General features: G+C 37.8%; 32 protein-coding genes. 23 read left to right on the top strand and 9 right to left on the bottom strand.

What is annotated here, in order from left to right; translation table 11 throughout:
- Positions 1-157: 157 nt before the first annotated feature.
- On the bottom strand, positions 158-1549 hold the full coding sequence (gene fumC / locus NY607_RS01940) for a class II fumarate hydratase (protein WP_115674005.1): 1392 nt from the start codon (positions 1547-1549) through the stop codon (positions 158-160).
- Positions 1550-1827: 278 nt separating this feature from the next.
- Positions 1828-2043: a hypothetical protein gene (locus NY607_RS01935; RefSeq protein WP_004228943.1), complete on the bottom strand. Its 216-nt coding sequence runs from the start codon at positions 2041-2043 to the stop codon at positions 1828-1830.
- 386 nt (positions 2044-2429) lie between these two features.
- On the opposite strand from NY607_RS01935, the gene NY607_RS01930 reads away from it, so the two are divergent.
- From NY607_RS01930 to NY607_RS01920, 3 genes are all read left to right on the top strand, one after another.
- Positions 2430-2987 (top strand): hypothetical protein, encoded by a 558-nt coding sequence (locus NY607_RS01930; protein WP_259419068.1) that lies wholly within the window; start codon positions 2430-2432, stop codon positions 2985-2987.
- Positions 2988-3435: 448 nt separating this feature from the next.
- On the top strand, positions 3436-4167 hold the full coding sequence (locus NY607_RS01925) for an AAA family ATPase (protein WP_048390527.1): 732 nt from the start codon (positions 3436-3438) through the stop codon (positions 4165-4167).
- Positions 4164-5387 carry a GNAT family N-acetyltransferase gene (locus tag NY607_RS01920; RefSeq protein WP_259419067.1) on the top strand — a complete coding sequence of 408 codons (1224 nt, stop codon included), beginning with the start codon at positions 4164-4166 and terminating at the stop codon, positions 5385-5387. Before NY607_RS01925 ends, NY607_RS01920 begins: the two co-directional genes overlap by 4 nt.
- A gap of 30 nt (positions 5388-5417) precedes the next feature.
- Here the strand turns inward: NY607_RS01920 and pdxR are convergent, their stop codons facing one another.
- The gene (gene pdxR / locus NY607_RS01915) at positions 5418-6800 is read right to left on the bottom strand and encodes a MocR-like pyridoxine biosynthesis transcription factor PdxR (protein WP_259419066.1); all 1383 of its coding nucleotides are present in this window, start codon (positions 6798-6800) and stop codon (positions 5418-5420) included.
- Between the two features lie 110 nt (positions 6801-6910).
- Between pdxR and NY607_RS01910 the strand changes: the two genes are divergently transcribed.
- A complete protein-coding gene (locus NY607_RS01910) occupies positions 6911-7351 on the top strand; it encodes a GNAT family N-acetyltransferase (protein WP_009370971.1) in 441 nt (146 codons plus the stop codon).
- A 103-nt stretch (positions 7352-7454) separates the two neighbouring features.
- On the opposite strand, the gene NY607_RS01905 is transcribed toward NY607_RS01910, so the two are convergent.
- The gene (locus NY607_RS01905; RefSeq protein WP_259419065.1) at positions 7455-8147 is read right to left on the bottom strand and encodes a class I SAM-dependent methyltransferase; all 693 of its coding nucleotides are present in this window, start codon (positions 8145-8147) and stop codon (positions 7455-7457) included.
- Positions 8148-8378: 231 nt separating this feature from the next.
- On the opposite strand from NY607_RS01905, the gene NY607_RS01900 reads away from it, so the two are divergent.
- From NY607_RS01900 to NY607_RS01875, 6 genes are all read left to right on the top strand, one after another.
- The gene (locus NY607_RS01900) at positions 8379-8981 is read left to right on the top strand and encodes a CPBP family intramembrane glutamic endopeptidase (protein ID WP_054550943.1); all 603 of its coding nucleotides are present in this window, start codon (positions 8379-8381) and stop codon (positions 8979-8981) included.
- A 72-nt stretch (positions 8982-9053) separates the two neighbouring features.
- Positions 9054-9239, top strand: coding sequence for a helix-hairpin-helix domain-containing protein (locus tag NY607_RS01895; RefSeq protein WP_048390683.1), 186 nt, complete (start codon positions 9054-9056; stop codon positions 9237-9239).
- Complete coding sequence (locus tag NY607_RS01890) at positions 9232-9399, top strand: hypothetical protein (protein ID WP_016993359.1); 168 nt, start codon at positions 9232-9234, stop codon at positions 9397-9399. Before NY607_RS01895 ends, NY607_RS01890 begins: the two co-directional genes overlap by 8 nt.
- 8 nt (positions 9400-9407) lie before the next feature.
- Positions 9408-10040 (top strand): hypothetical protein, encoded by a 633-nt coding sequence (locus tag NY607_RS01885; RefSeq protein WP_259419064.1) that lies wholly within the window; start codon positions 9408-9410, stop codon positions 10038-10040.
- A gap of 81 nt (positions 10041-10121) precedes the next feature.
- The gene (locus NY607_RS01880; RefSeq protein WP_259419063.1) at positions 10122-11108 is read left to right on the top strand and encodes a helix-turn-helix transcriptional regulator; all 987 of its coding nucleotides are present in this window, start codon (positions 10122-10124) and stop codon (positions 11106-11108) included.
- Positions 11109-11153: 45 nt separating this feature from the next.
- Positions 11154-11783: a type 1 glutamine amidotransferase family protein gene (locus tag NY607_RS01875; protein WP_259419062.1), complete on the top strand. Its 630-nt coding sequence runs from the start codon at positions 11154-11156 to the stop codon at positions 11781-11783.
- A 54-nt stretch (positions 11784-11837) separates the two neighbouring features.
- On the opposite strand, the gene NY607_RS01870 is transcribed toward NY607_RS01875, so the two are convergent.
- The gene (locus NY607_RS01870) at positions 11838-12335 is read right to left on the bottom strand and encodes a hypothetical protein (RefSeq protein ID WP_009370976.1); all 498 of its coding nucleotides are present in this window, start codon (positions 12333-12335) and stop codon (positions 11838-11840) included.
- Positions 12336-12428: 93 nt separating this feature from the next.
- Here NY607_RS01870 and NY607_RS01865 point away from each other — a divergent pair, with 93 nt between their 5' ends.
- Both NY607_RS01865 and NY607_RS01860 read left to right on the top strand, forming a co-directional pair.
- Positions 12429-13169, top strand: coding sequence for a sulfite exporter TauE/SafE family protein (locus NY607_RS01865; protein ID WP_115674016.1), 741 nt, complete (start codon positions 12429-12431; stop codon positions 13167-13169).
- 12 nt (positions 13170-13181) lie between these two features.
- Positions 13182-14138, top strand: a complete 957-nt coding sequence (locus NY607_RS01860) for a PD-(D/E)XK nuclease family protein (RefSeq protein ID WP_310794743.1) — start codon at positions 13182-13184, stop codon at positions 14136-14138.
- Positions 14139-14153: 15 nt separating this feature from the next.
- Here NY607_RS01860 and NY607_RS01855 read toward each other — a convergent pair whose 3' ends face one another.
- From NY607_RS01855 to NY607_RS01845, 3 genes are all read right to left on the bottom strand, one after another.
- Complete coding sequence (locus NY607_RS01855) at positions 14154-15332, bottom strand: tyrosine-type recombinase/integrase (protein WP_259419060.1); 1179 nt, start codon at positions 15330-15332, stop codon at positions 14154-14156.
- Positions 15333-15451: 119 nt separating this feature from the next.
- On the bottom strand, positions 15452-15946 hold the full coding sequence (locus tag NY607_RS01850; protein ID WP_259419059.1) for an ImmA/IrrE family metallo-endopeptidase: 495 nt from the start codon (positions 15944-15946) through the stop codon (positions 15452-15454).
- Positions 15947-15949: 3 nt separating this feature from the next.
- Complete coding sequence (locus tag NY607_RS01845) at positions 15950-16285, bottom strand: helix-turn-helix domain-containing protein (protein WP_259419058.1); 336 nt, start codon at positions 16283-16285, stop codon at positions 15950-15952.
- Between the two features lie 350 nt (positions 16286-16635).
- Here NY607_RS01845 and NY607_RS01840 point away from each other — a divergent pair, with 350 nt between their 5' ends.
- A complete protein-coding gene (locus NY607_RS01840) occupies positions 16636-16911 on the top strand; it encodes a hypothetical protein (RefSeq protein ID WP_259419057.1) in 276 nt (91 codons plus the stop codon).
- Here the strand turns inward: NY607_RS01840 and NY607_RS01835 are convergent.
- Positions 16898-17188 (bottom strand): hypothetical protein, encoded by a 291-nt coding sequence (locus tag NY607_RS01835; protein ID WP_259419056.1) that lies wholly within the window; start codon positions 17186-17188, stop codon positions 16898-16900. The two genes, NY607_RS01840 and NY607_RS01835, sit on opposite strands and share 14 nt — an antisense overlap.
- A gap of 60 nt (positions 17189-17248) precedes the next feature.
- On the opposite strand from NY607_RS01835, the gene NY607_RS01830 reads away from it, so the two are divergent.
- The 10 genes from NY607_RS01830 (at position 17249) to NY607_RS01785 (ending at position 21974) form a co-directional block, all read left to right on the top strand.
- Complete coding sequence (locus NY607_RS01830; RefSeq protein WP_259419055.1) at positions 17249-18007, top strand: phage regulatory protein/antirepressor Ant; 759 nt, start codon at positions 17249-17251, stop codon at positions 18005-18007.
- 16 nt (positions 18008-18023) lie between these two features.
- A complete protein-coding gene (locus NY607_RS01825) occupies positions 18024-18206 on the top strand; it encodes a helix-turn-helix domain-containing protein (protein ID WP_259419054.1) in 183 nt (60 codons plus the stop codon).
- A 36-nt stretch (positions 18207-18242) separates the two neighbouring features.
- Positions 18243-18428 carry a helix-turn-helix transcriptional regulator gene (locus NY607_RS01820; RefSeq protein WP_259419053.1) on the top strand — a complete coding sequence of 62 codons (186 nt, stop codon included), beginning with the start codon at positions 18243-18245 and terminating at the stop codon, positions 18426-18428.
- 85 nt (positions 18429-18513) lie between these two features.
- Positions 18514-18921: a hypothetical protein gene (locus NY607_RS01815; RefSeq protein WP_259419052.1), complete on the top strand. Its 408-nt coding sequence runs from the start codon at positions 18514-18516 to the stop codon at positions 18919-18921.
- A gap of 233 nt (positions 18922-19154) precedes the next feature.
- Entirely contained in the window at positions 19155-19577 is a 423-nt protein-coding gene (locus tag NY607_RS01810; protein WP_259419051.1) for a hypothetical protein, read from the top strand.
- Between the two features lie 136 nt (positions 19578-19713).
- Complete coding sequence (locus tag NY607_RS01805) at positions 19714-19938, top strand: IDEAL domain-containing protein (protein ID WP_259419050.1); 225 nt, start codon at positions 19714-19716, stop codon at positions 19936-19938.
- Positions 19935-20201, top strand: coding sequence for a transition state genes transcriptional regulator AbrB (locus tag NY607_RS01800; RefSeq protein ID WP_259419049.1), 267 nt, complete (start codon positions 19935-19937; stop codon positions 20199-20201). Before NY607_RS01805 ends, NY607_RS01800 begins: the two co-directional genes overlap by 4 nt.
- A gap of 8 nt (positions 20202-20209) precedes the next feature.
- Positions 20210-20389: a hypothetical protein gene (locus NY607_RS01795; RefSeq protein WP_259419048.1), complete on the top strand. Its 180-nt coding sequence runs from the start codon at positions 20210-20212 to the stop codon at positions 20387-20389.
- On the top strand, positions 20386-21477 hold the full coding sequence (locus NY607_RS01790) for a hypothetical protein (protein ID WP_259419047.1): 1092 nt from the start codon (positions 20386-20388) through the stop codon (positions 21475-21477). Before NY607_RS01795 ends, NY607_RS01790 begins: the two co-directional genes overlap by 4 nt.
- Positions 21474-21974, top strand: coding sequence for a siphovirus Gp157 family protein (locus NY607_RS01785; protein ID WP_259419046.1), 501 nt, complete (start codon positions 21474-21476; stop codon positions 21972-21974). Before NY607_RS01790 ends, NY607_RS01785 begins: the two co-directional genes overlap by 4 nt.
- Positions 21975-21982 lie beyond the last annotated feature (8 nt).

Below are 21982 nucleotides of genomic sequence, written 5' to 3'. Positions count from 1 at the left end.
AGATACAATTATTTTCATTAGGAAGCTATTTGGCATGGATTCGATAGTCTATCGAGATTCATGTCTTTTAATTTTGCTTTCATCCATGCTAAAGATATTTCTCATAAACAAAAAAGATTGAAGCCCATTAGCCTCAATCTTTTTATGGTCGCTTTCATTATTTTACGTTCGGATAAATCATTGTTGCTGGGTCTACATATTCATCGAACTGTTCTTCTGTAAGTAAGCCACTTGCGATGGCTGCTGCCTTTAAGGTCGTGCCTTCTTTGTGGGCCTGTTTTGCGATTTTTGCTGCGTTTTCATAGCCAATATATGGGTTTAACGCTGTTACAAGCATTAATGAATTTTGTAAATGATAATCGAGTACCTCTTTGTTTGGCTCAATGCCTACTGCACAATGGTCGTTAAATGATTTCATTGTATCCGCTAATAGGCGAGTTGATTGCAAGAAGTTGTAAATGATGACTGGTTTAAAGACGTTTAATTCAAAGTTACCTTGAGAAGCGGCGAAGGCAATTGTTGCGTCATTTCCAACTACTTGTGTGACAACCATTGTCATTGCTTCACTTTGGGTAGGGTTTACTTTACCTGGCATAATGGAAGAGCCTGGTTCGTTTTCTGGGATCGTAATTTCCCCAATACCTGAACGAGGGCCACTTGCTAGCCAGCGAACGTCATTGGCAATTTTCATTAAATCAGCCGCTAAAGCCTTTAATGCACCGTGTGCTACAACTGCTTCATCATGACTTGTTAGGGCATGGAATTTATTTGCAGCTGATGTGAATTGTTTGCCTGTTAGCTCACTAATTTCCTCAGCCACACGATCACCAAATTCAGGGTGAGCATTGATTCCTGTACCGACTGCTGTTCCACCAATTGCAAGCTCCTTCATATAGTCAATATTTTGGATAATCATATGCTCTGATTTTGAGAGCATGGCTGCCCAACCACTAATTTCTTGACCTAATGTGAGAGGTGTCGCGTCCTGTAAATGCGTACGACCAATTTTAATAATGTCCTTAAATTGAGCTGCTTTATCTTCCAAAGTTGCTTTTAATAAACGTAGTCTTGGTAATAAATAATCTTCCACTTTTAAAACAGCCGCAATATGCAATGCTGTTGGGAATGTATCATTTGAGCTTTGTGATTTATTGACATCATCATTTGGATGAATACGGTCCGCTTCACCTGCATCCTCTAATAGTTGATTCGCACGGTGAGCAATGACTTCATTCACATTCATATTGGATTGTGTACCACTACCAGTTTGCCAAACCACAAGAGGAAATTGATCGTCCCATTGACCATTTAAAATTTCATCTGCAGCCTGCACGATGGCATTTGCTTTAATATCAGAAAGTTTGCCTAGTTTATTATTCGCAATCGCCGCACTTTTCTTTAGGATTGTCATAGCTTGCACAAGCTCGATTGGCATTTGTTCTGTACCAATTTGGAAATTTTCTTTACTGCGCTGTGTTTGCGCGCCCCAAATTTTATTAGCAGGTACTTTAATTTCACCCATAGTGTCTTTTTCAATACGATAATCCATGTCAAAACAGCTCCTTTAGTATGTAAAGTTCTCCTCATGTACAGATAAAAACGGATACTCTTAGTCTGATGTAAGAATATCCGTTTGATACATGCTTATTCAAAAAAGAGGGGGATTCTGAATGAAGCAATTTGGAGAAAGAAATAATCTATTGATAATGATAATTGTTATCAATTAAAAAGTCAACGGTTTTGCTTGAAGAAATTTAAAGTGAATGATTCGCAATCATTACCTATTTTATTCCCGAAAATTAAGGGAATAAACCATGTTTTAGTTGATTATCTCTTTTTCTTTCCAAGCTCTTTAAGAGGCTGCTTTTTAGGGATTTTTTCGAATAATATCTTCACATGAAAATTGTTGTCATCAACTTGAAGTACCTCCAACACCTTTGCCTTGCGCCCTTTAATGCGAATATCTTCTTCCACAGTAGGAAGCTTGACGAGCAATTGACTTAAAACGGACGTCTTGTTTTCGTAGTAATGCGTCACAAACATCGCGATTCTCCTTCTGACTTTTGATTGTTACTCAATTTATGAGCGAAAGATAATAGTTAGAACTTTGGAGATGGTGAGCAAAGAATGAATGAAACCGTTCGAAAAGCCGTTAGAGGTGATCATAAAGAGAGGAAACCCGCTCATCGAGTTACTGAAGGTAATCATAAAATGAGAGAGCCAAGCACAGAGGAAAACTAGTAATTAGTTTCCTATAGAAGTTTATAACTTAGTGAGGGGAAAGAGGCGTAGAATCCCATACAATACTTAATAGTCATATTGTGGGTGAATGGAATAAATATATTTTACATTGCCGGTTGGTTAATTATGTTAATATCACGTTATATTAACATGATTAGATAGTAAAGAAAAGGAGGCGAGTAAGTAGAATGACAAATAATATCATAGAACAAGCAAAACGGGGGTTGGAGGGTTTTGCTATTGGAGGTTATCATACTAGCGGAAATTTTAGTAAGTATCGGGAGGAATACTATAAATATTTTGGAGATCCAGATGATGAAACGAGAAAATACGCTATAGCTGCATTTACTTGTATGCTGGGTACTTGGGAAACGGGTTCTCTTCAGATATTTCAGCCCATACAAGAGTGGGAGGAAAATAAAAAATGGAGCTCGAATTCATTAGACCAGAAGCGATTTTATCGTTTAAAAGATTATCTTTATGCATTGTTAGCACATCATGAGCAGATAGAGAAAGAATTCCCCTATATGTATGAAGATATTGTTTTATTTTTAATAAAAATAGAATTAAATCAAGGGGTCAGATATGAGGAATGGTTTCCAGAGCATAACCCGAATTTGTTTCAGCGATTAAGAGAAGAAATTTTAATACCTAAACAACATTTGGTAGATAAAAGAAGTCATCGGAAATTCTTATTAAAAGAAATAGGTATTGAGCCTTTTTTTGAATCGGATCAATTTAGGTAATGAAAGTAATCCAAAAGTGGATGGAATCGCTCAGAAAGGGTTCCAAGGTAATCGAAAAGAGAGACACCCCGCTTATTAGAGACAATCATTCAGCAAGCCACTGCGAAATAAAATTGCAATGGAAAACACTACTGCATGTTGCAGGGAAATCATTCACTTAATCAGTTAGAGAGGAGGTCAATGTCCACTTTTTTTATAAAAAAATCAAAAATATGACATGATACTACAGGTAGTAATTGCAACTTTCGACATGTTTTTTATTTATTTCTCGGGAAATATCTCATAGCGAGTTGTGAAAATGGTAGGGACTTCGTCAGCTGTTTTAGGCTATTTATGTTGGGCTGGCTTGGGTGGATACATAAAAAGGTAACATTTCAATCAAACAGGTAGGTGGATTACGTTTCAGCTTGAGGGATGTTCGCTATAATAAGAGTAAGGAGGAAATGAAATGTATTTAAAGTCATGTAAGGTGTTACAGGATACGATTCCCAATAAACAGGAGTATCCTTTTAATATTCCAAGCTTGCAGGATTTGCATGAGCTGGAGTTCCCAACGAATGTGACGTTCTTTGTTGGGGAAAATGGTTCGGGGAAATCAACATTACTGGAGGCGATTGCTGATCGTTGCGATTTCAATACGGCTGGTGGTGGTCGTCAAAATTTATATGAAGTACATAAGGCGGAATCTTCATTGGGGGAATATATCCGTTTGTCGTGGCTGCCAAAAATATCGAATGGGTTTTTTCTTCGATCAGAAACATTTTATCAATTTGCCAGTCATATTGATTTGTTAGAGCGCCATCCAAACAAATATGCTGCTTTTGGTGGGAAATCACTACACCATCAATCTCATGGTGAATCCTTTCTTGCGTTATTTATGAATCGTTTTAAGGGTAAAGCCATTTATTTATTGGATGAGCCTGAGGCGGCATTGTCACCAACGAGGCAGCTGAGCTTGCTGAAAATAATCAAGGACCTTGAGCATGAGGCACAATTTATTATTGCTACACACTCACCCATTTTGCTTGGCTATCCGAATGCAACGATTTATAGTTTTGATCAAGGAGAAATTGAATCCATTCGCTATGAGGATACCATTCATTATATTGTGACCAAACGTTTTTTAGATGCACCACAGTCGATATTAAGAGAGTTATTTGATGAGGAGAGGGAATCATGAATCAACGAAAAGGCTTAATCATGCGAGAAATTCGATTGGATGAAATGGCACAGTCCATTGATTTACTGAATTATGTCTTTCAAATGTCAATGTCCATTCACAAGGATCGTCGCTTTGTGAATGCTAAGAGTAGGCAATTTAATGAAGGGCATGCTATCGGGTGGTTTGATGGTTCACAGCTTGTATCGCAAATTTTAAGTTTGCCTTTTGAGGTGAATGTGCATGGCAAGATTTATGAAATGGGTGGCATCACAGCAGTTGGGACATACCCTGAATATTCGGGACATGGCTTAATGGAGAGTTTGATAATTGAAAGTCTGCAAAGTATGCGAAATGAAGGACATTATATATCCTATTTATTTCCATATTCTATCCCTTATTACCGCAAAAAGGGATGGGAAATTATGAGTGATATTGTGGAATTTCAAGTGAAGGATACACAGCTTCCACATTATGCAGGGCTTAATGGGAAAATTCGCCGAGTTGATCCGAAGCATGAGGATGTGGTGGCTATCTACGCACGCTATGCGCAGAAAACGCATGGGGTAATGGTGCGCAATAGTATTGCCTGGAACGAGAAGTTTCAGGAGGATTTCTGGGAGGAGAAATTTATAGATAGTGATGTGAACCTTCAGGCAGCGGTCTACTATGATGAAGAAGATGTGGCACAGGGCTACATGTTCTATCGTATTATGGAGGAAAATTATTACATTGATGAAATCGTCTATTTGCAGGAAGAGGCTCGTAAAGGTTTATGGAATTTCGTCTCGGCTCACAGCTCGATGGTCTACAATGTCTACGGGAAAACAACCGGTAATGAAGCGGTAGCCTTTCTATTAGAGGACAGTGAGATCATTCAAAAGGTATCGCCTTATTTCATGGCAAGAATCGTCGATGTCAAAGAATTTTTACTGCGCTATCCATTTATTGGTCAGAATTTCGAGCTTCAGCTAGCTGTCAGTGATCGCACTGTGGCGTGGAATAATGGCACCTACATCATTAAAATGAAAGATGGAAACCTTTCTGTGCAGAAGGTAAGTGAGACGTTGGACATGAATGCTGTGCATTTAACAGTGCAAACACTGGCTACTATGCTGTTAGGCTACAAACGTCCAACCTATTTAGAACGAATTGAACGATTACAGGGACGTACAGAGGAAATTGCATTGCTCGAGGCGGTTTTACCAGTAGGTATCCCAACATTTATTGATTATTTTTAAGTGGTATGGTAAGAGCCGTAACGTTGAAGGTTATGGCTGCCACGCCTCTTTTAACAGCTCGATGCCCAGCTTGATTTCTTCCAACGCTAATTTACTAAAGCCTAATTGCAGCATTGGTTCCTCATTTTTTTGATGGATAAAAAAGGGGCTTGTCGGATAAACCTTCACACCGTAAGTCGCCGCCTGTTGGATCAGCTGCTGCTCAGAAAGTGGAGACTTTATCTTCACTAATACATAGAGTCCTGATTGCTCACCTAACACGGTTATTTGCTGACCAAAATGTCGTTGTAGCTCCTGTACAAGGTGCTGCATTTTTTGTTTATAGGTCAAACGCATTCGTTTAATATGGCGTGTCCATTCCCCCTGCGCCATAAATTGGGCCATTGTGCGTTGATGGAGGGACGAAGCATTTTGTTCAAAATGAGCAAAACGCTCTTTATAGGGCTGAACAAGTGCATTTGGTAGCACCATATAGCTTAAACGCACACCTGGTAAAAACGATTTAGAGAAGGTGCCGAGATAGATTACCCTTGATGAGTCGATGGAAGCAAGGGCAGGAAATGGCTGTTGCGTATAGCGAAACTCTCCATCATAATCATCCTCTAGAATATAACCATCGACTTGTTGAGCCCATTGTATTAAGGTCTGTCGCTGCTGAATAGACATGGACACACCGTATGGGAAATGATGTGACGGGGTGACATACATTAAGCGTGATTGACAGTTTTGGAGTATGTCAAGTTGAGCTCCTGTTTCCATTACAGGTAGTGGCTCTATTTCGAAGTGATGTAACTGGAAGGCTTCCCGTGCACCATCATAGCCAGGGTCTTCCAAAAGAATGCTTGGGAAAGATTCTTTTAGTAAAAATCCAAGATACAAGAGCATTTGCTGTGTGCTACTACCAATAACGATATTGTCGCTCGTTGTATAAACCCCTCTTGCTTGCAGTAAATATTGCACAAGCTGCTCCTTTAGCACTGATTCTCCAAACAGTTCTCCATATTCGTAACAGGTTGATTCCTGTAATACTTGATTGGCAATTTGGCGCCATGTTTTCATGGGAAAATGTTGCTGATCGACAGCCCCAGCGCGAAAATCTACAAGATAGGATGCAGCCTTCTTTTTTGGCTGTGTCATAGGGGACTGTTCCTGCTCCTTTAGAAAAACCTGCTCTAGTGCATTGACGAAATAGCCTTTTCGTCCCTCCCCACGTATATATCCTTCTGCTACAAGCTGTTCATAAGCGGTTAATGTAGTATTACGACTGACCTGTAAAGTATCTGCAAGTTTTCGTATAGAGGGCAGGGAATCATCTGTTTGAAGTGAACCTTGCATAATAAGTGCTTTAATTTGCTGGTACACTTGCTTATATTTTGCCTCTTTTTCTGTTAATAGAAAGATAAAATCGTCCATCAGGCACCACCTTGACATGTTAAAATGTTTGGAACTGTTTCTTTTGAAATGTCAGATTATTTACTACCATCATACTAGAAGGACAATCAAAAGGAAATGGAGATTAAAATATGAAAATTTGTATGGTGACACAGCAAACGATGGGAGACGTAGTCCCATTATTTAATGCCTATCGTGAATTTTATGGACAATCATCTGATTTACAGCAAGCTGAGCAGTTTATACAGGAGCGAGTAATGGGAGCAGAGTCTATTATTTTCCTGGCATATTTGGAGGAGGAGCCAGTTGGATTTGCACAATTGTTTCCAGTCTTTTCATCCGTAGCTATGAAACGAGCGTTTCTCTTAAATGATTTATTTGTGGCGAAACAAGCCAGAAAACAAGGTGTAGCACAGGCGTTGATGGAGCAATGCTATAGCTATTGTCAGCAGGAAGATGCGCGTTACATGATGCTAGAAACTGCCAGAGATAATGTCCAAGCACAGAAGCTCTATGAAAAAATGGGCATGACGATTGATGAAACTGTTTATTATTACAGTATTTATTGGTAATTTTTTCGATGTGATGGATGTTGGTGGAGAGCCCGCTCAATACCACTATAAATCTAAGTTTCAGCCCCCACCATTGATTGTGACTATGGTGGGGGCTTTGTGGTTAGGCGTGGCTCATCCATCCTGCGAAGAGACCTGATGAGAAAAAGCGGGTAATATTTTGAAAGCCCGCTTCACTTAATAGCTGTTGGATTTCTTGATCGGAGAGGAAGGAAATATTCATGATGCCCTTGCCCATGCTATCTACCTTTTCTTTTGTATAGCCGGTCTCTAAAAAGTAGCTTTGCCATATTTTGATGCGATCTTGTAGCTCGTCACTTTCTCGTTCTCCGTAGGCACAAGCGAGGACAAAGGGCTTTCCAGGTTTTAATTGCTTGTGAATATTTTGCAGTAGATGGAGTTTCTCCTGTCGATCTTCAATAAAATGAAGAACTAGGATACAGCTTGCCGCATCGAATTTCGGTGTTGATTGGGGTAAGCGCTCAATTGTTCCTTGTAGTAGCTGAACGCGACTTTCAATATCCAGTTGCACGGCTTTATGTTGTGCAATTTGGAGCATTTCCTCAGATGGATCAACCCCAGTGAACATCCATTTAGGGTTTGTTGGTCCCCATGCAGAAAGCTCGTTGCCCCCACCAGCTCCTACAACAAGCAGGGATGCTTCTTGTTCTCCTAAATGCATGCGGAAATAGGCTTGTGTCACGGCAAATAATGTGTCATAGGCAGGCACTGAAATTCTTGTGCTGTGCTCATATGTTTGTGCCTTTTCTAATAATTGTGTAGATAATGTACGCATTGTGATAGCCTCCAGTGTTTTATCGTCTCTATTACAGACCTTTAATATCTGTAATTGAGTATAAATGAAAGTAACTGAAAAGACAAAGGAGAAGCCCTTAGACATCGTTTTTTATTGTAAAACATTTAATAATTAATAATAAAGATAAATAATTTAATGTTTATCGTTAAATATCTATTGAAAAAAATGGCACTTTCTTCTATGCTTGTAGTAAACAGGAGGGGAAATAAGATGATGAATAGTTTAATCAGTGCCATTTTGCAAGTGATGTTATTTTCAGTGATTCCGTTTATTTGGTGGCTTTGTACAGCGAGAAAAAAACAGCTCTTTTTAACGTGGATAGGATTGCAAAAGCCTATTATTGTGCACAAGGGAAGGTATGCTATGTACATTGTACTTTCTACTTTCACGATGTTAATACCGAGCTTTGCGCTAGTCTTTTTCTATATTGATCGCTCCTTGCTAGCGGCGAATCAATTCGCGGGACTTGGAGCTGCTGCCGTCATTCCAGCACTTTTCTACGCTATTATTCAAACAGGTTTATCAGAGGAGCTATTATTTCGCGGCTTTTTATTAAAGAGATTGATGAAGATTTTTGATTTTCAAGTAGCAAATCTCTTGCAAAGTATTGTTTTTGGCTGTGTTCATGGGGCCATGCTATGGTCGGTGCTTCCGCTTCATGTAATCTTATTAGTTGTGCTTACTACAGCGCTTGCTGGCTATGTGATGGGCTGGGTGAACGAACGAATTGCTGGAGGTTCCATTGTCACTAGCTGGAGTATCCATAGTATCGTAAATTTCATAGCGGCGTGCTTGTATATGTTTAAATTTTGACTTATTTGCATTTCTTTGCTGTCACTTGCATAATAGGGCAGAGAAGATTTTTTCGTGAAGGGACGTGCAAGCATGACAGAGTGGCCTAAGGGAGTAGCAAAACCAGCAATTCGCGCATTACATGCAGCGGGCTATACAGAATTGAAGCAGCTAGAAAGAGTTGAGCTTTCTACATTAGCTCATCTTCATGGAATGGGTCCAAAAGCTTTAGCAGCGATTGAGGCGGCACTAAAGGAAAGTAGGGAACTTCGTGAATAAGCTGACATTGTTTTTACTGGCGATGGTTGTCTATTATATCCTCGTTGTAGTCGTTATTAGCAAGCTGTTTATTATTCCTATTATGAAAGTGATGGCTCTTATCTTTTTTATAGGGGCAGGCTATATCTTTTCTCGTAAAATGCGTAGGAAATTACAGTAGGAGGTAATATGAAAATTGTTAAATTAACATTCTTTTATTTAGCTATTATTTTATTGGCATTGACGCTGTCCTTAGCGGGTGTTCGTCTATCCATCTCTCTTGGGATATTTGCATTAATTGCGGTAGGGATGATTTATCGCCATATACATATTTTATACCGCACAAACAATATGGAGCAGGTGGATAAATGGGTTAAAAATCACCGAAAAGAGCCTATATTTGCTGCTCTCTATGCATCAGCTTACGGGACAAAAGAGGAACAGATTCAGGCAATCGATGTCATCATCCATCATTATAAGCAGCCAGCCATTAAGTACAATTACCTCTTTATTAAGGCCATTATGGAGGAGAATCTTGGTGCTGCTAAAGTAGCCGCAAGACAAATTGATAAGGAGCCTTTAACTAGCTATGCACTATGCTATATTGCTGCGCTGGAAGGTCGAGCGGCCGATATGAGAAGTGATAAACTAACACAGCCGTGGATGCAACTTGCAATTGAAGCGGTCTATGCCTGTACAATAAAGGATCAGGCTAATTTCCGCCAATTCGCGGATGCCAGCATCCAACAAGCACGTGGCATACAGAAATACGGTTTAATACATAATTTTAAGCAAATGGAAGATGAATTGGTAAAGGCATAATGGAAGGGCTACTTGATAACAGTATCAGGTAGCCTGATTTTGTGTCAGAAATCATAAATTAATTCAATGAGGTGAAAATGTTTGTCTAAAATGGATCAAATGATGCAGATTTTATGGATGTTGAATTCAGGTAGGAAAATTACCGCGAAAGAAATCGCTGAAAAATTAGAGATTAATATCAGATCCGTTTACCGCTATATTAACTCACTTTCTGCCAGCGGTGTGCCGATTATAGCTGAAACAGGTCATCATGGAGGATATACCCTGTTGAATAATTTTATTAAAAGTCCTCTTATTTTTGATGTTGATGAGAAAGCGGCATTACTTCATGCTTCTATTTTTGCAAAAGAAGCTGGCTATTTTTTAGATGAGGCATTAAACAGTGCAACAGCAAAGCTTACAATGTATTCAAATCAAGAGCAAGAAAAAATGATTCAACAGCATTTACAAGGTTTCGAGATAATCGGTCCAGATGAATCCTCCTTGGAGCCACTGTTAAAAAAATTAGAAGAGAGTATAGTAAAGAGAACATCTATAGAAATGGAATACCATACTAATAATGAAGAGCAATCTAAGTCTAGGGTGGTTAATCCATATGGTTTGGTTTATTGGAAACAAAACTGGTATGTCGTTGCATTTTGTCATGTAAGAAATGAAATCCGTACTTTTAAAGTAGGCCGAATTAGTAGTCTGCATCAAACAGGCATTCCCTTCCAACGACCACAATCTTTCTCTGCCAGTGATTTTTTTATGAAAAGCCTTTTTCCCCAAGCCGAAGATAAACAGAACCTTGTGCCCTTCATCATTTGTGGAAAGACAAGTGCTGTGGATGCAATCAGTCAGCATTGGTTTTTAAAGTATCACCTCCAAGAACGCACCAATAAGAACGCAATATTTTTAGTAGATGAGGAAGCACTACATACATATGTACCCTATTTACTTTTTCCCTATGGAAAATCAATCCAAGTAGTAGAACCCATAAGTCTAAAGCAAAAGATAATTGACGTTCTATATGAGCTCATCCATTTTTATGAAAATGAAAACTTTACTGACGGAGAATGTCAGTAAAGTTTTTTTATACTAAGCATAGTTTCAATAAAAGGAGTGTTTATTATGCAGACAAGAAAAGTGTATCTTTATGTATTTGATACGATGGCAGATTGGGAGATAGGGTATTTAATGGCCGAATTAAATACAGGTAGATATTTTAAAAAGGGGTTAGAGCCTTTAGAGGTGATGACAGTAGGGATTGATAGAAGTCCTGTTACGACGATGGGTGGCATCACCATACTTCCAACGATGGCCGTTGCTGAATGTCACTTGAATAGCATGGATGTCTTGATTCTCCCAGGAGGCAATACATGGCTAGAATCTATTCATGAGCCTATATTGAATGAAGTCTCAAAAGCGTTGAATGAAGATGTTTTCGTAGCTGCAATTTGTGGTGCAACATTTGGTCTCGCAAAGGTTGGTTTGCTTGATACAAGACAACATACGAGCAACGATCTCGAATACTTGAAGATGCTTTGTCCACATTATATTGGGGATGAACATTTTAAACAGAAGCCAGCCGTAACTGAAGGAAATTTAGTAACGGCATCTGGCATTGCACCTTTGGATTTTGCCTACCATGTTTTGAGGCTACTAGATGTTTTTACACCTGAAACATTACATGCTTGGTATAAGCTTTATGAGACGCAGGAGAAAAAATATTTTTATGAATTAATGACATCCATTGAATAATAATTAATCTAAGAAGAGCATGTTTATTGTTAAAACATGCTCTCTTTTTTTACATTAACTTTTTTTAGCCAACAAAATGCCTCGCACAATCCCTATCATGAAGATGCCAAATAACAGCAGTAAAAATAAGTAAGCATGCCATTGTTGTAAAATACGTTCACGACCTAGAGCTACCGTCAGGTCATTGAATAGGGAGTAGGTAAAATACAATAGAATACTATTTTTGATGAGACAAAACGTAAGGATGCCATTTTGTCGCTGTTTATGGGAGAGAGGTGCTTTATTTTTACGCATCACAGGATAAGCTGCCTTTATCTCTAAATAGTGTAAAAGTAGAAAGAGCATAAGAGCCACAAAGGGTAAATAAAAAATAGCAATTTTCGGACCGAATTGGGCATGGTCACTCGTGAAGCTTTGCAAGACAGGAATCATGGCAGGGAGCTTGCCGTATTGAATGAGTGTCGCTGTAATGCCAGCTAGAAAAATAGTCGCCACAATAACCGTTAACTGGTGACAAAAGCGTGGTGTAGGTGTTTTTTGTTGTATATGCATCCTTGCTCCTCATTTCCATCATCATTGATAATAACAATCTGTTATACTGTATCATAGAATGATTGCTTTTTGTGTTAGGGAAAGAAGGATATTATGGAATACTTGTTGTTTTTACTTATTGGCATCATTGGGAATGTCATTGGTACGTTAGTTGGGGGTGGTGGCTTAATTACCTTGCCAACGATGATGCTAATGGGTGTACCCGTCCATTCGGCTATTGGCGCAAATAAAGTGTCCAATATGGTGAGTGCTTTTTCAAGCTTTTATACAATTTATCAACGTAAGGAATTAGCATGGAACGAAATGCGGTCGGTGTTACTTGTCTCTTTAATCGGAGGTACATTGGGGGGACTTTTCGCTTCATTAATGAGTAGTCAATCATTAACGTTCATTGCTATTATTTTACTTGGCTTTGCGCTTGTCATGTCCTTTATGGGTGGAGCTGATTTTGGCGACAAGGAACGTTTTACGATGAATCGAAAAAACGGTCCTATCCTTCTTGGAGTTGGCTTTTATGACGGTATGTTTGGTCCGGGCAGTAGTACATTGGCGCTTTATACATATGCACATGAGAAGATTTCCTATATTAAAGCCGTGGGGCTATCACGGGTAGGGGTATTTGCAATGTGCTCAGGAGCAGCGATTACCTATATTGCTACAGGGAAAATCGAATGGCCGTTAACGCTTATTTTAATGATTGGCTCGACGATTGGTGCACAAATTGGGCTTGTGCTAGCCAGAAAAGTGAAAGCACATCAGGTAAAGCTTTTACTGCGTATTGTAACGATTGTGCTGATTATACAGCTTGTTTATGATTTCATCCATCAGCTTTAGGAGGTGATTGTCCTGTTTGAAATTTCACCCTATCCAACCTTTTCGTGGTCGTTATCGCGTCATAAAACATTGACAAGCTGTGCCCGCAAATACGGCTATGAATATTACTTTTCACATAACGGGTGGCTCAGTTACAATGTGGAGCCATATCATCAACAGGTGTATCGCTTAAAAAAGCTGCAATCGATGCCTATTTTATTTGGGCAAATTGTCCATCGATACATTGAGCAGGCCATTAATGATTATTTACAAACAGGAAAAGCTCCAACAGTAGAGGAGCTAATTCAATTGGGGCGCGGGCAGCTGAATGCAGCCTTTATTGACTCCACTCGTCGTCTTGAATTTTGGAGGCAAAAACCAAATAAGTATTATATGATGCAGGAAATCTATTATCATGGCACCCTTTCTCCTGAGCTTGTGCAAGACTATAAAGAACGTTTACGACTTGTTTTTAATCATTTTTTAATGAGTGAAACATTCCAGCAAATCACCTCACAAAAAGGCTCTCTCCGTATCGGAGAACCAGAGCAATTCCGCTCCATGAAAATAGAAGATGTCCAGGTATTCGTTGTTATGGACTTTCATTATTATGATGAACTGAGGGATAAATGGATTATTGTTGACTGGAAGACTGGTGGAGAGTCTGATGATGACCGTCAGCAATTAGCCCTCTACGCTTACTATGTTCAGCAAAAATACCGTGTGTCTCTAGCGCAAATCGAGGTCTATAATGAATATTTATTAACAGGCAAGCGCAAGAAATATAGTTTTACAGACATCGATATGGAGAACATTTTGTATACGTTTCAGCGCAGTGTTTTAGAAATGAAAAAGTATCAGGCTGATATTTTTTCCAACGAGCCTGTAGACATCGAGGACTTTGAACAAACACAAGAAAAATGGCATTGCCGTGGCTGTAATTTTAGGGAGTTATGCTTGCAGAAATATGATGAAAAAATGAGCAAGTGACCAAAAAGTGACCAATTAATTTAAATCATCGAAATGGTCACTTGCTTCATTTTTATCTCTTTTGGTTAAATGACTATATGTGTTGATTGTCATTTTTATATCAGAGTGACCTAGTTGCTCCTGAATGATCTTAAAATTTACATTCCGACTGACCATAAATGAAGCATATGAATGTCGTAAAGCGTGAAAATTCAACTTTGGTAAATTGTACTTTTCAATAATTCTTCTCCAAGCAAGATCTATAGCAGCAGGCTTTGATGGATAACCATCTGATTTTGTAAAGATTAAATTTAATGGGATTCCATCATCATCTTTTATCGGATTCCAAGCATTACCCATTTCATTTTTAAGCTCCAAATAGCCATCAACAAATAACTTTAGTTCACGCATCAAACTACTAGGGACGTTAACTAATCGAGGCTTTTTGTTTTTGGGAGGTAAAATTTTTAGTTTTCTAATTTCAATATCAAATTGAAGAGTTTTGTCTACATAGATAGTATTATTGTCAAAATCAAAAGATTCCACACATAATCCTGCTACTTCTGCTAGTCGAAGTCCAACCATTGCTGCCAACTTAATCTGGATCTTGTGTTTAGGATTTACGTTTTCTAATACTCTGAAAAGATGTTTTAACTGATCTTCATCGTAAAATTCTAAGGCCTTCTTTTTAGGTTCCAAACGAGGAGATTTAATGTTGTCCATAGGATTATCTTTAATTAATTTCCATTCAATAGCTTTGGAGAAGATACTTTTTAAAACTGTATATTGTCCTTTTGCTACACTAGGGCATCTTTCTCTCCATCTTTTTAGACATTCTACTAGATGCAGAGTTTTGATGTTAGAAAGTTTATAGTCACCTAAATCCTCTATAATACCGTTATTCAAGCTCACTTTGTAAGTATCTCGTGTTTTAAAAGACAACTCAGCTTTAACATACAAATTCATCCATTGATCAATAAAATCTACAAATTTAATATTTTCAACTTTTTTTAACTTTTCATCTTCTTTATTTGATACTTCAATTTCGAAATCTGTAATAGCTTTCTTTATTGCACGATCAGACATGGATTTCATACGTATGGTTTTAGTATATCTAAGTCGTTCACCAGTATCTTCATCATACCCATGCTCAACAGTAACTTTTATTCGAGGTTCTCCTTTCTTGGTAGGTGGTAAAACTGTATAACTTGCCAAGATTATTCTCCTTTCTTTTATAAAAATAATTTACATTGGTTTCACATAGTAATCACCACCTTTAAGAATATACGTTCTATTTAAGGGTAAAAATTTTTTATAGTAATCTAAAATAATTATCATGTTCCGTATTTTAATAGTGGTCTATCAATCCAATCAAACAATTCAATTACGCCTAATGGTTCAAAGCAAACTGTGAAATTATCAATAGTTACACATAAACCGTACTTACTCTTGTACCACTCAAGAGCTTCATCTAAAAAGTCTTCTGTTACATTAAGAAAATCAGCTAATTCATAACGATTCACTATATGTAATTTATGTGCTTGTATTATTTTTGAAAAAGGAACAAGTCTCTCGTATGCCCAACTGCGTGCTCTCAACTCTTGTTTGCGATTCTCTATACTAGTTAGATCAAGGATATCACCAGTAGTTGTATGGTGATGTCCTATCTCTTCTGTTAGTATGCAATATTTTTCAATGATGGAAGGTAACATTTTATTTATCCAAATGATATTATCAGCATATAAACCTTTGCTTTTCATATCATCTTTTTCATATACCTCTACATCCAAGTTGTCACACTCAATCAATAATTCATCATATAAATGCATAGGCTACTCCCCTTTTTGTTGACGAGCCTTTCGTCTCATGGCTACAAAGCGTTTAAATTCTTCAATTTCCTCCAATTCTTCTTCAGTCCATTCATCTCCATCATGGTGCGCAGCGATATTTTGTACTTTGTTATCTGGAAGTTCTTTTATATCAGTGCGACCAAGTAAGTAATCTACAGATACATTGAAATAATCAGCAACTTTCTCTAAAGTCTCTGATTTAGGACTTTGATTTTTCCATTTATAAAATGCATTTTCACTAAAACCTAATTTCACAGCAACATTTTTTATATTTTCACCACGTTGTTCAGATAATTCCTTTACTCTATCGAACAGCATAATACCAACCTTTCATGTTGCTTAAGTGAAATAAATTATACAATTGGATACTTTATTGTTGACGTATGTATCCAGTTGTATTATTATGTTCACATAAGCTAAATTATTAGCAAAAAGAGTATAAAAAAGACAACCAATAATTAATACACATTATCGTTGGGGAACGGTCAAAGTGTTGTTATCAGGCTTTTTATAAGTCTTATTTAGCTATGTCTAAATAGTATACTATTGGATACTTTTCGTCAATACAATTGGCTAATTTTTTAGCTTAAAAATTTCCAAATATGTGATGCGCTGTGATACCGAGCCAATGACGGTATGAGTTTTTAATGAAAGATGAGGTGAAAAGTATGGCTGATAAAAAGACCTCACAAGTTGCCAGAACAACAAGTGAGGAAAAAAATAATGGTCATTCAGTTGGGAACAAACCATACCAAGATGGTATTGCGAATGTAGTCACTGGTAGAAAAAAGTATGAGGAAGAAACAGTTGAAACCTTGTGGCGTAGATTTGAAGTCGTTGATGACAAATCATTGGCGGAAGCTGAATTACTTGTAGAGAGAAAACAACTAAACCGCCAAGATTTAATGGTGTTACTGAAAACATTTCGAATTAGTAATATTTGATTACTAGCTCATTCAAAATAGTTCTTAATTCTTCTGTGGATTTAATATTGGAGATTGTTTCAACAGATTTAACGTTTGGTTTGTTTTGATAAACAGAAACCGAAACATTGAAATCTTTATCGGTATTATCTACTTCGCCGACAAATAGTTCGTAACCATTTCCTAAGTCACGATAAATATTGTTCCATAAATCAACACGTTTTATTTCATAATCTGAGCCTAGTTCAGCAAGGGTATCTTTAATTTTCTTACCAGGCTTTTTAACTTCAAAAATCATATGTATCACCTGCCTTTCTATCCAAATTGTAACAAAAGGTAGGCGAAAGGAGGAAATTAATTGGATTTAGTAGTTATACAAAATAGACAAGCAGTAACTACATCATTGCAAGTTGCTGAATCATTCGAAAAGCGTCATGACAATGTTTTGCGCGAAATTGAGGGTCTCCTCAAAATTGAGGAAGCCCAAAAATACTTTCAAGCAGGGGCTTATGAACACCCACAAAACAAACAACAATATCGCATGTATTACATGAATCGAGACGGCTTTACTTTATTAGCAATGGGCTTCAATGGCAAGAAAGCACTTGAATTTAAACTTAAGTACATTCAAGCCTTCAATAAAATGGAGCAAGCATTAATTGAACAACCACAACCAAATTATCATTTGCCCTCCACATTCAAAGAAGCACTCATTATGCTCGCTGAATCTGTGGATGAAAACGACAAATTGAAACAACAAATTGAAAATGACCGTGAGAAGGTCGTCTTAGCAAATGCAATTACAACAAGTGATGAAGGACTTTTAATTGAAGCTGCAGCTAAGTACATGCGACAAAACGGTGTAAACATTGGTAGAGATCGATTATTCAAATGGTTACGTGGACAAGGGTACCTGGTAAGTCGACAAGGCCGCGAATATAACATGCCAACTCAAAAATCTCTAAATCAAGGTCTGATGAAAATACACACTCAACAGTATTTTGATTCTGAAGGAGAGCTGAAGGTAAACAGACAAGTAGTTGTCACAGGCAAGGGATTGATGTTCTTCATTAATAAGTTTTTACATGACGGACAACTAACTTTGCGATTGGATTAGGGAAGGAGGCTAAAGTATGTCAGAGGATTTAGGGGCTCAAGTAAGAAGTGAATTATTCAAAAAAAAGATGAGTCAAAAAGAGCTTGCTGCAATGGTAGGGATTTCGAATGCTTATCTATCAGATATCATTCGAGGTCGTAAAGATGGCCCCAAGGCGCAAGAACACATTAAGCATATTCGTAAGATATTAGATATTTAAAAAATGCACAAAACAAAAATTGGAGGGTGTATTGAGATGCGAAAAGTAAGAGGTGTAAAAGAATTAGACAAGTATCTTAAATTGAATAACTGTCCAATGTCAGAAGCAACTCTATACAGATTAGTAAAACGTAAGGAAATACCGTTTAATCGTCCAGCACCGAGAGTTTTGTTGTTTGACCTGGATGATATTGATAAATGGTTAGGTGGTGCGACCAAATGAAATACAAAGTAGCTGATTGGAATGCAATGTCAGATGAGGTTAAGCAAGCTGAGTTGAATAAGCGGGCAAAAAGGAGGTCATTAAGGTGAATCAAGAACAGTTGAATGCCATTAAAGATCGTATGTCAAAGGCTACACCAGGACCATGGAAAGTTGCTTACGATACAGATGACCGTGATCATGTTGTAGATATTTGGTTTGATGGCGAGGACAACGGTTATGCCGAGATACATGATAACGGTTTTGGTAATGCCCCAGATAACGCTAAATTCATTTCTCATGCTCGTGAAGATGTGCCAGCGCTTGTAGCTGAGATTGAAAGACTTCGTGAAGCACTTGAATTTTATGCAGATGAAAAAAATCATATTGCACCTATATTTGATGAACATGGGCAATATAACGGATCAAAAGTTGATAAAGATGGTGGTGAAATAGCACGTCAAGCTTTGGTAGGTGAATCAGATGTCCAACGGAAACAAGATCATCACACGTAATAATAGCAAAATCATGATTCGACATGGTGAGTTGACACGGATATTAAATGCTACAGAAATACAGCAATGGCACCATATTGTAGCGAAGATTGAGCGATTTCAAGATAACGAGTTGGAGAGGAGAGTTCAATGAAAATTAAACCTGTTCCAATCGAACTAATCGCAAAGGCAATAAATAAAGCAGTAGCATCACGTCAGAAGTAAATCTATCAAACTATTTGGAGGTTGGGAGTATGAAAGCGCGTTTAAATATTTTAGGTCGTAAACACAACATTATTTCTGTAGAGGTTCAAGATCCTGAAACAGGTGAAAGAAAACATATTTATGATAGCGAATTCTATTCGTATATGCCAGATGAGCAAAAGGTTGATTTAGCAAAAAGCATCGAAACTCCATTAATTGTGGAGGAACGGACCAAACTGATTGAGCATCTTGACGAAATGATTGAGCAAGAAAGTAATGAGTTAACATGCATTGCAATTGATGCTATGGAAAGCGAGCCAGACTTACCATTTGATAGTCATCTATCAATCAAGCAAAAAGAGTACAAGCTTAAGCAGCAACGTGTTTTTGGGTTAATCGATGCTGTGGAAGAAGTCAAAGCATTCACGGAGGGATATTACGCAAATGTCGATGATCAATCACCTAAAGCGTAAATCAGTCATTTCCAAGCTAAATAAATTGGGCATCCACGGTATTGATGGACAACCTTTGGAAGATGTTTTGTATTCCACACTACTTAAAGTGTTGGCTCGTAAGCGTTCTGAATTGGATTGAAGGGGGGGTGATGAAGTGTTTAACGACTTCTTTAATGCTTTTATGAAAGCAGCATATACGGTTGCAATTAAGGAGGGGGTATTGGTGGAAGAAGACGGCATTGTTTTAAATCCAAGTACGATTGAATTGGTGAAAGAAATTGAACAGATCAATCTTCAACATTTAATTGATAATGCCCTTGCTACAGGAAATCGTGAGTTGTTTATGCAGTTAACCAATCAAAAGGAGGAAATATCATGAAATCAACAGGCATGGTTCGTAAGGTGGATGAATTAGGTCGCTTAGTAATTCCAAAAGAGTTGCGCACTACATTAGGCATCAAGGTAAAGGATGCAGTAGAAATTTTCACTGATGGGGACAAGGTTATTTTGAAAAAGTACAAGCCTAATATGGCATGCATGGCTACTGGTGAAGTCTCTGATGATAATTATAGTTTGCTAGGTGGCAAGTTGATATTGAGTCGTGAAGGCTTAGAAAAGCTTCTCGATGAGATAGAGAAGTAGGTGATTCCATGCGTATAGGCCACACACACGCTGATGTATACGACCGTGAATCAGATTACTGGCAAGACATCGAGGATGCAGAAAATGCCCAAATTGAGGCACAAAAAAACTCGTCAAAGGCGGCAACCAATGGCGAGATAAAAAAATTATATGACACTGGTAGTGTACCACAGGAGGATGCGAAATGACAAAGTTTAATGTTGGGGATAAGGTAATTTTCAATAAAGAAAACGAGCATGTTGCTAAACAATTTGATTACAAAATAAACAAACCATACGAAGTGCAAGAAGTTTTCCCATCCCATTGTACTGTTCAAATTATTAATGAAAAGGGTTCATCACATTCATTTGATGAAGAAAGATTTGAACTAGTTGAAACAAAACCAACCAAAAATCAACGCATCACAGCATTAGAAAACGAAGTAGCTGAATTAAAGCTAATTGTTCATGAATTACGTGAACGTCCACAGTTAACGACTGTTATAAATAATTCAATACAGGGGCCTTCCACAACTAATACTGTGGAGGACATTATCGAATTTGAAGGTCAGCAATATCGCAAGGTTGATCGTGAAGTGTATGAGGGTGATGTAATTGTTTTCTACGGAAGTAGACATCCTCAAATTACAGACGGAAAACCGTACAAAGTTTTTAAGGGTAAAAATATAGAAGAAAATAAGTTGAGTCATACAGCAGATTCTGGTACTGAATATCCTGTAGATGGAGAATATGTAGATGGATATTATGTCTACGAACTAATCGAAGGTGGACTGAATCCACAAATTCCAATTGTGGACGAAACAATTGAACCACTAACACGAAATCAACAACGTGCTGCAATTATTGAGAAGGCTAAGAAGTTTGTTGATGAACATAAATCTAAATACCGTTCCGAATGGAATATTGTTGGTCATACCGTTCAAATCTTAATTTATGACAGTAACGGAATGTTAATGATGTTCAGACAAGCAAAATGCAATCCATCTGACATATTCAACGAACATATTGGCAAAGCCATTGCACTTGGACGAGCGCTTGGTCTTGATGTGAGCGAGTTTGAACAGGCGGTGCAGCCGAATGAAGTTGTACCTGGTCATATTATTGTTTGGAATGAATCTCCTAATGAACCACATAAAGTTGTTACAAAAAATGGGGATTGGTTTGATTTCATTTGCCTGAAAGACAATAAACGTTACAACAACCACGAATATTGTGAGATTGAAGAATTTACTACTATCCTAAACGACAGTAACGCTAAATACGAGGTGGAATCATGAGCATATACACACTCAAAGAACTAAATGAAATGATGTATAACCTTCAACAATTAATACTGGATGGAGCAGATGAAGAAGAATTAAAAGGCTACATGGATACTATCTCACTTGAACGTGAAGCAAAATTAGAAGGTTATGCGATGGTCATTAAGAATCTAGAAAACGAAAATGCAGGCATTAAAGCTGAAGAAGAACGCTTTGCAAAACGTAGGAAGTACAACGAAAATGCTATTGCGCGAATGAAAGAACGCATGGCCGAAACCTTAGAAACCGTTGAACCAGATGCCAAAGGTGTGAAGCGTTTGAAGACTGAAAAATTCACATTCAGTTTCCGCAAGTCATCTAAGGTTGAAGTTTCAGATATTGATAGCCTTCCACAGGAATATGTGAAGGTAGAGCGTACTATCAGTCGTTCAGAATTAGCGAAAGCACTAAAAGCAGGTGAGCAAATAGAAGGTGCTCAACTTGTTGAAAATCAATCATTAAGTATTCGATAGGAGGAAAC

The organism is Lysinibacillus sp. A4 (assembly GCF_024919535.1).
In the GTDB taxonomy this organism is placed as follows: Bacteria; Bacillota; Bacilli; order Bacillales_A; family Planococcaceae; genus Lysinibacillus; species Lysinibacillus capsici.
Note: the sequence above shows the minus strand (reverse complement) of the source record. Positions and strands in the feature narration are given on the sequence as shown.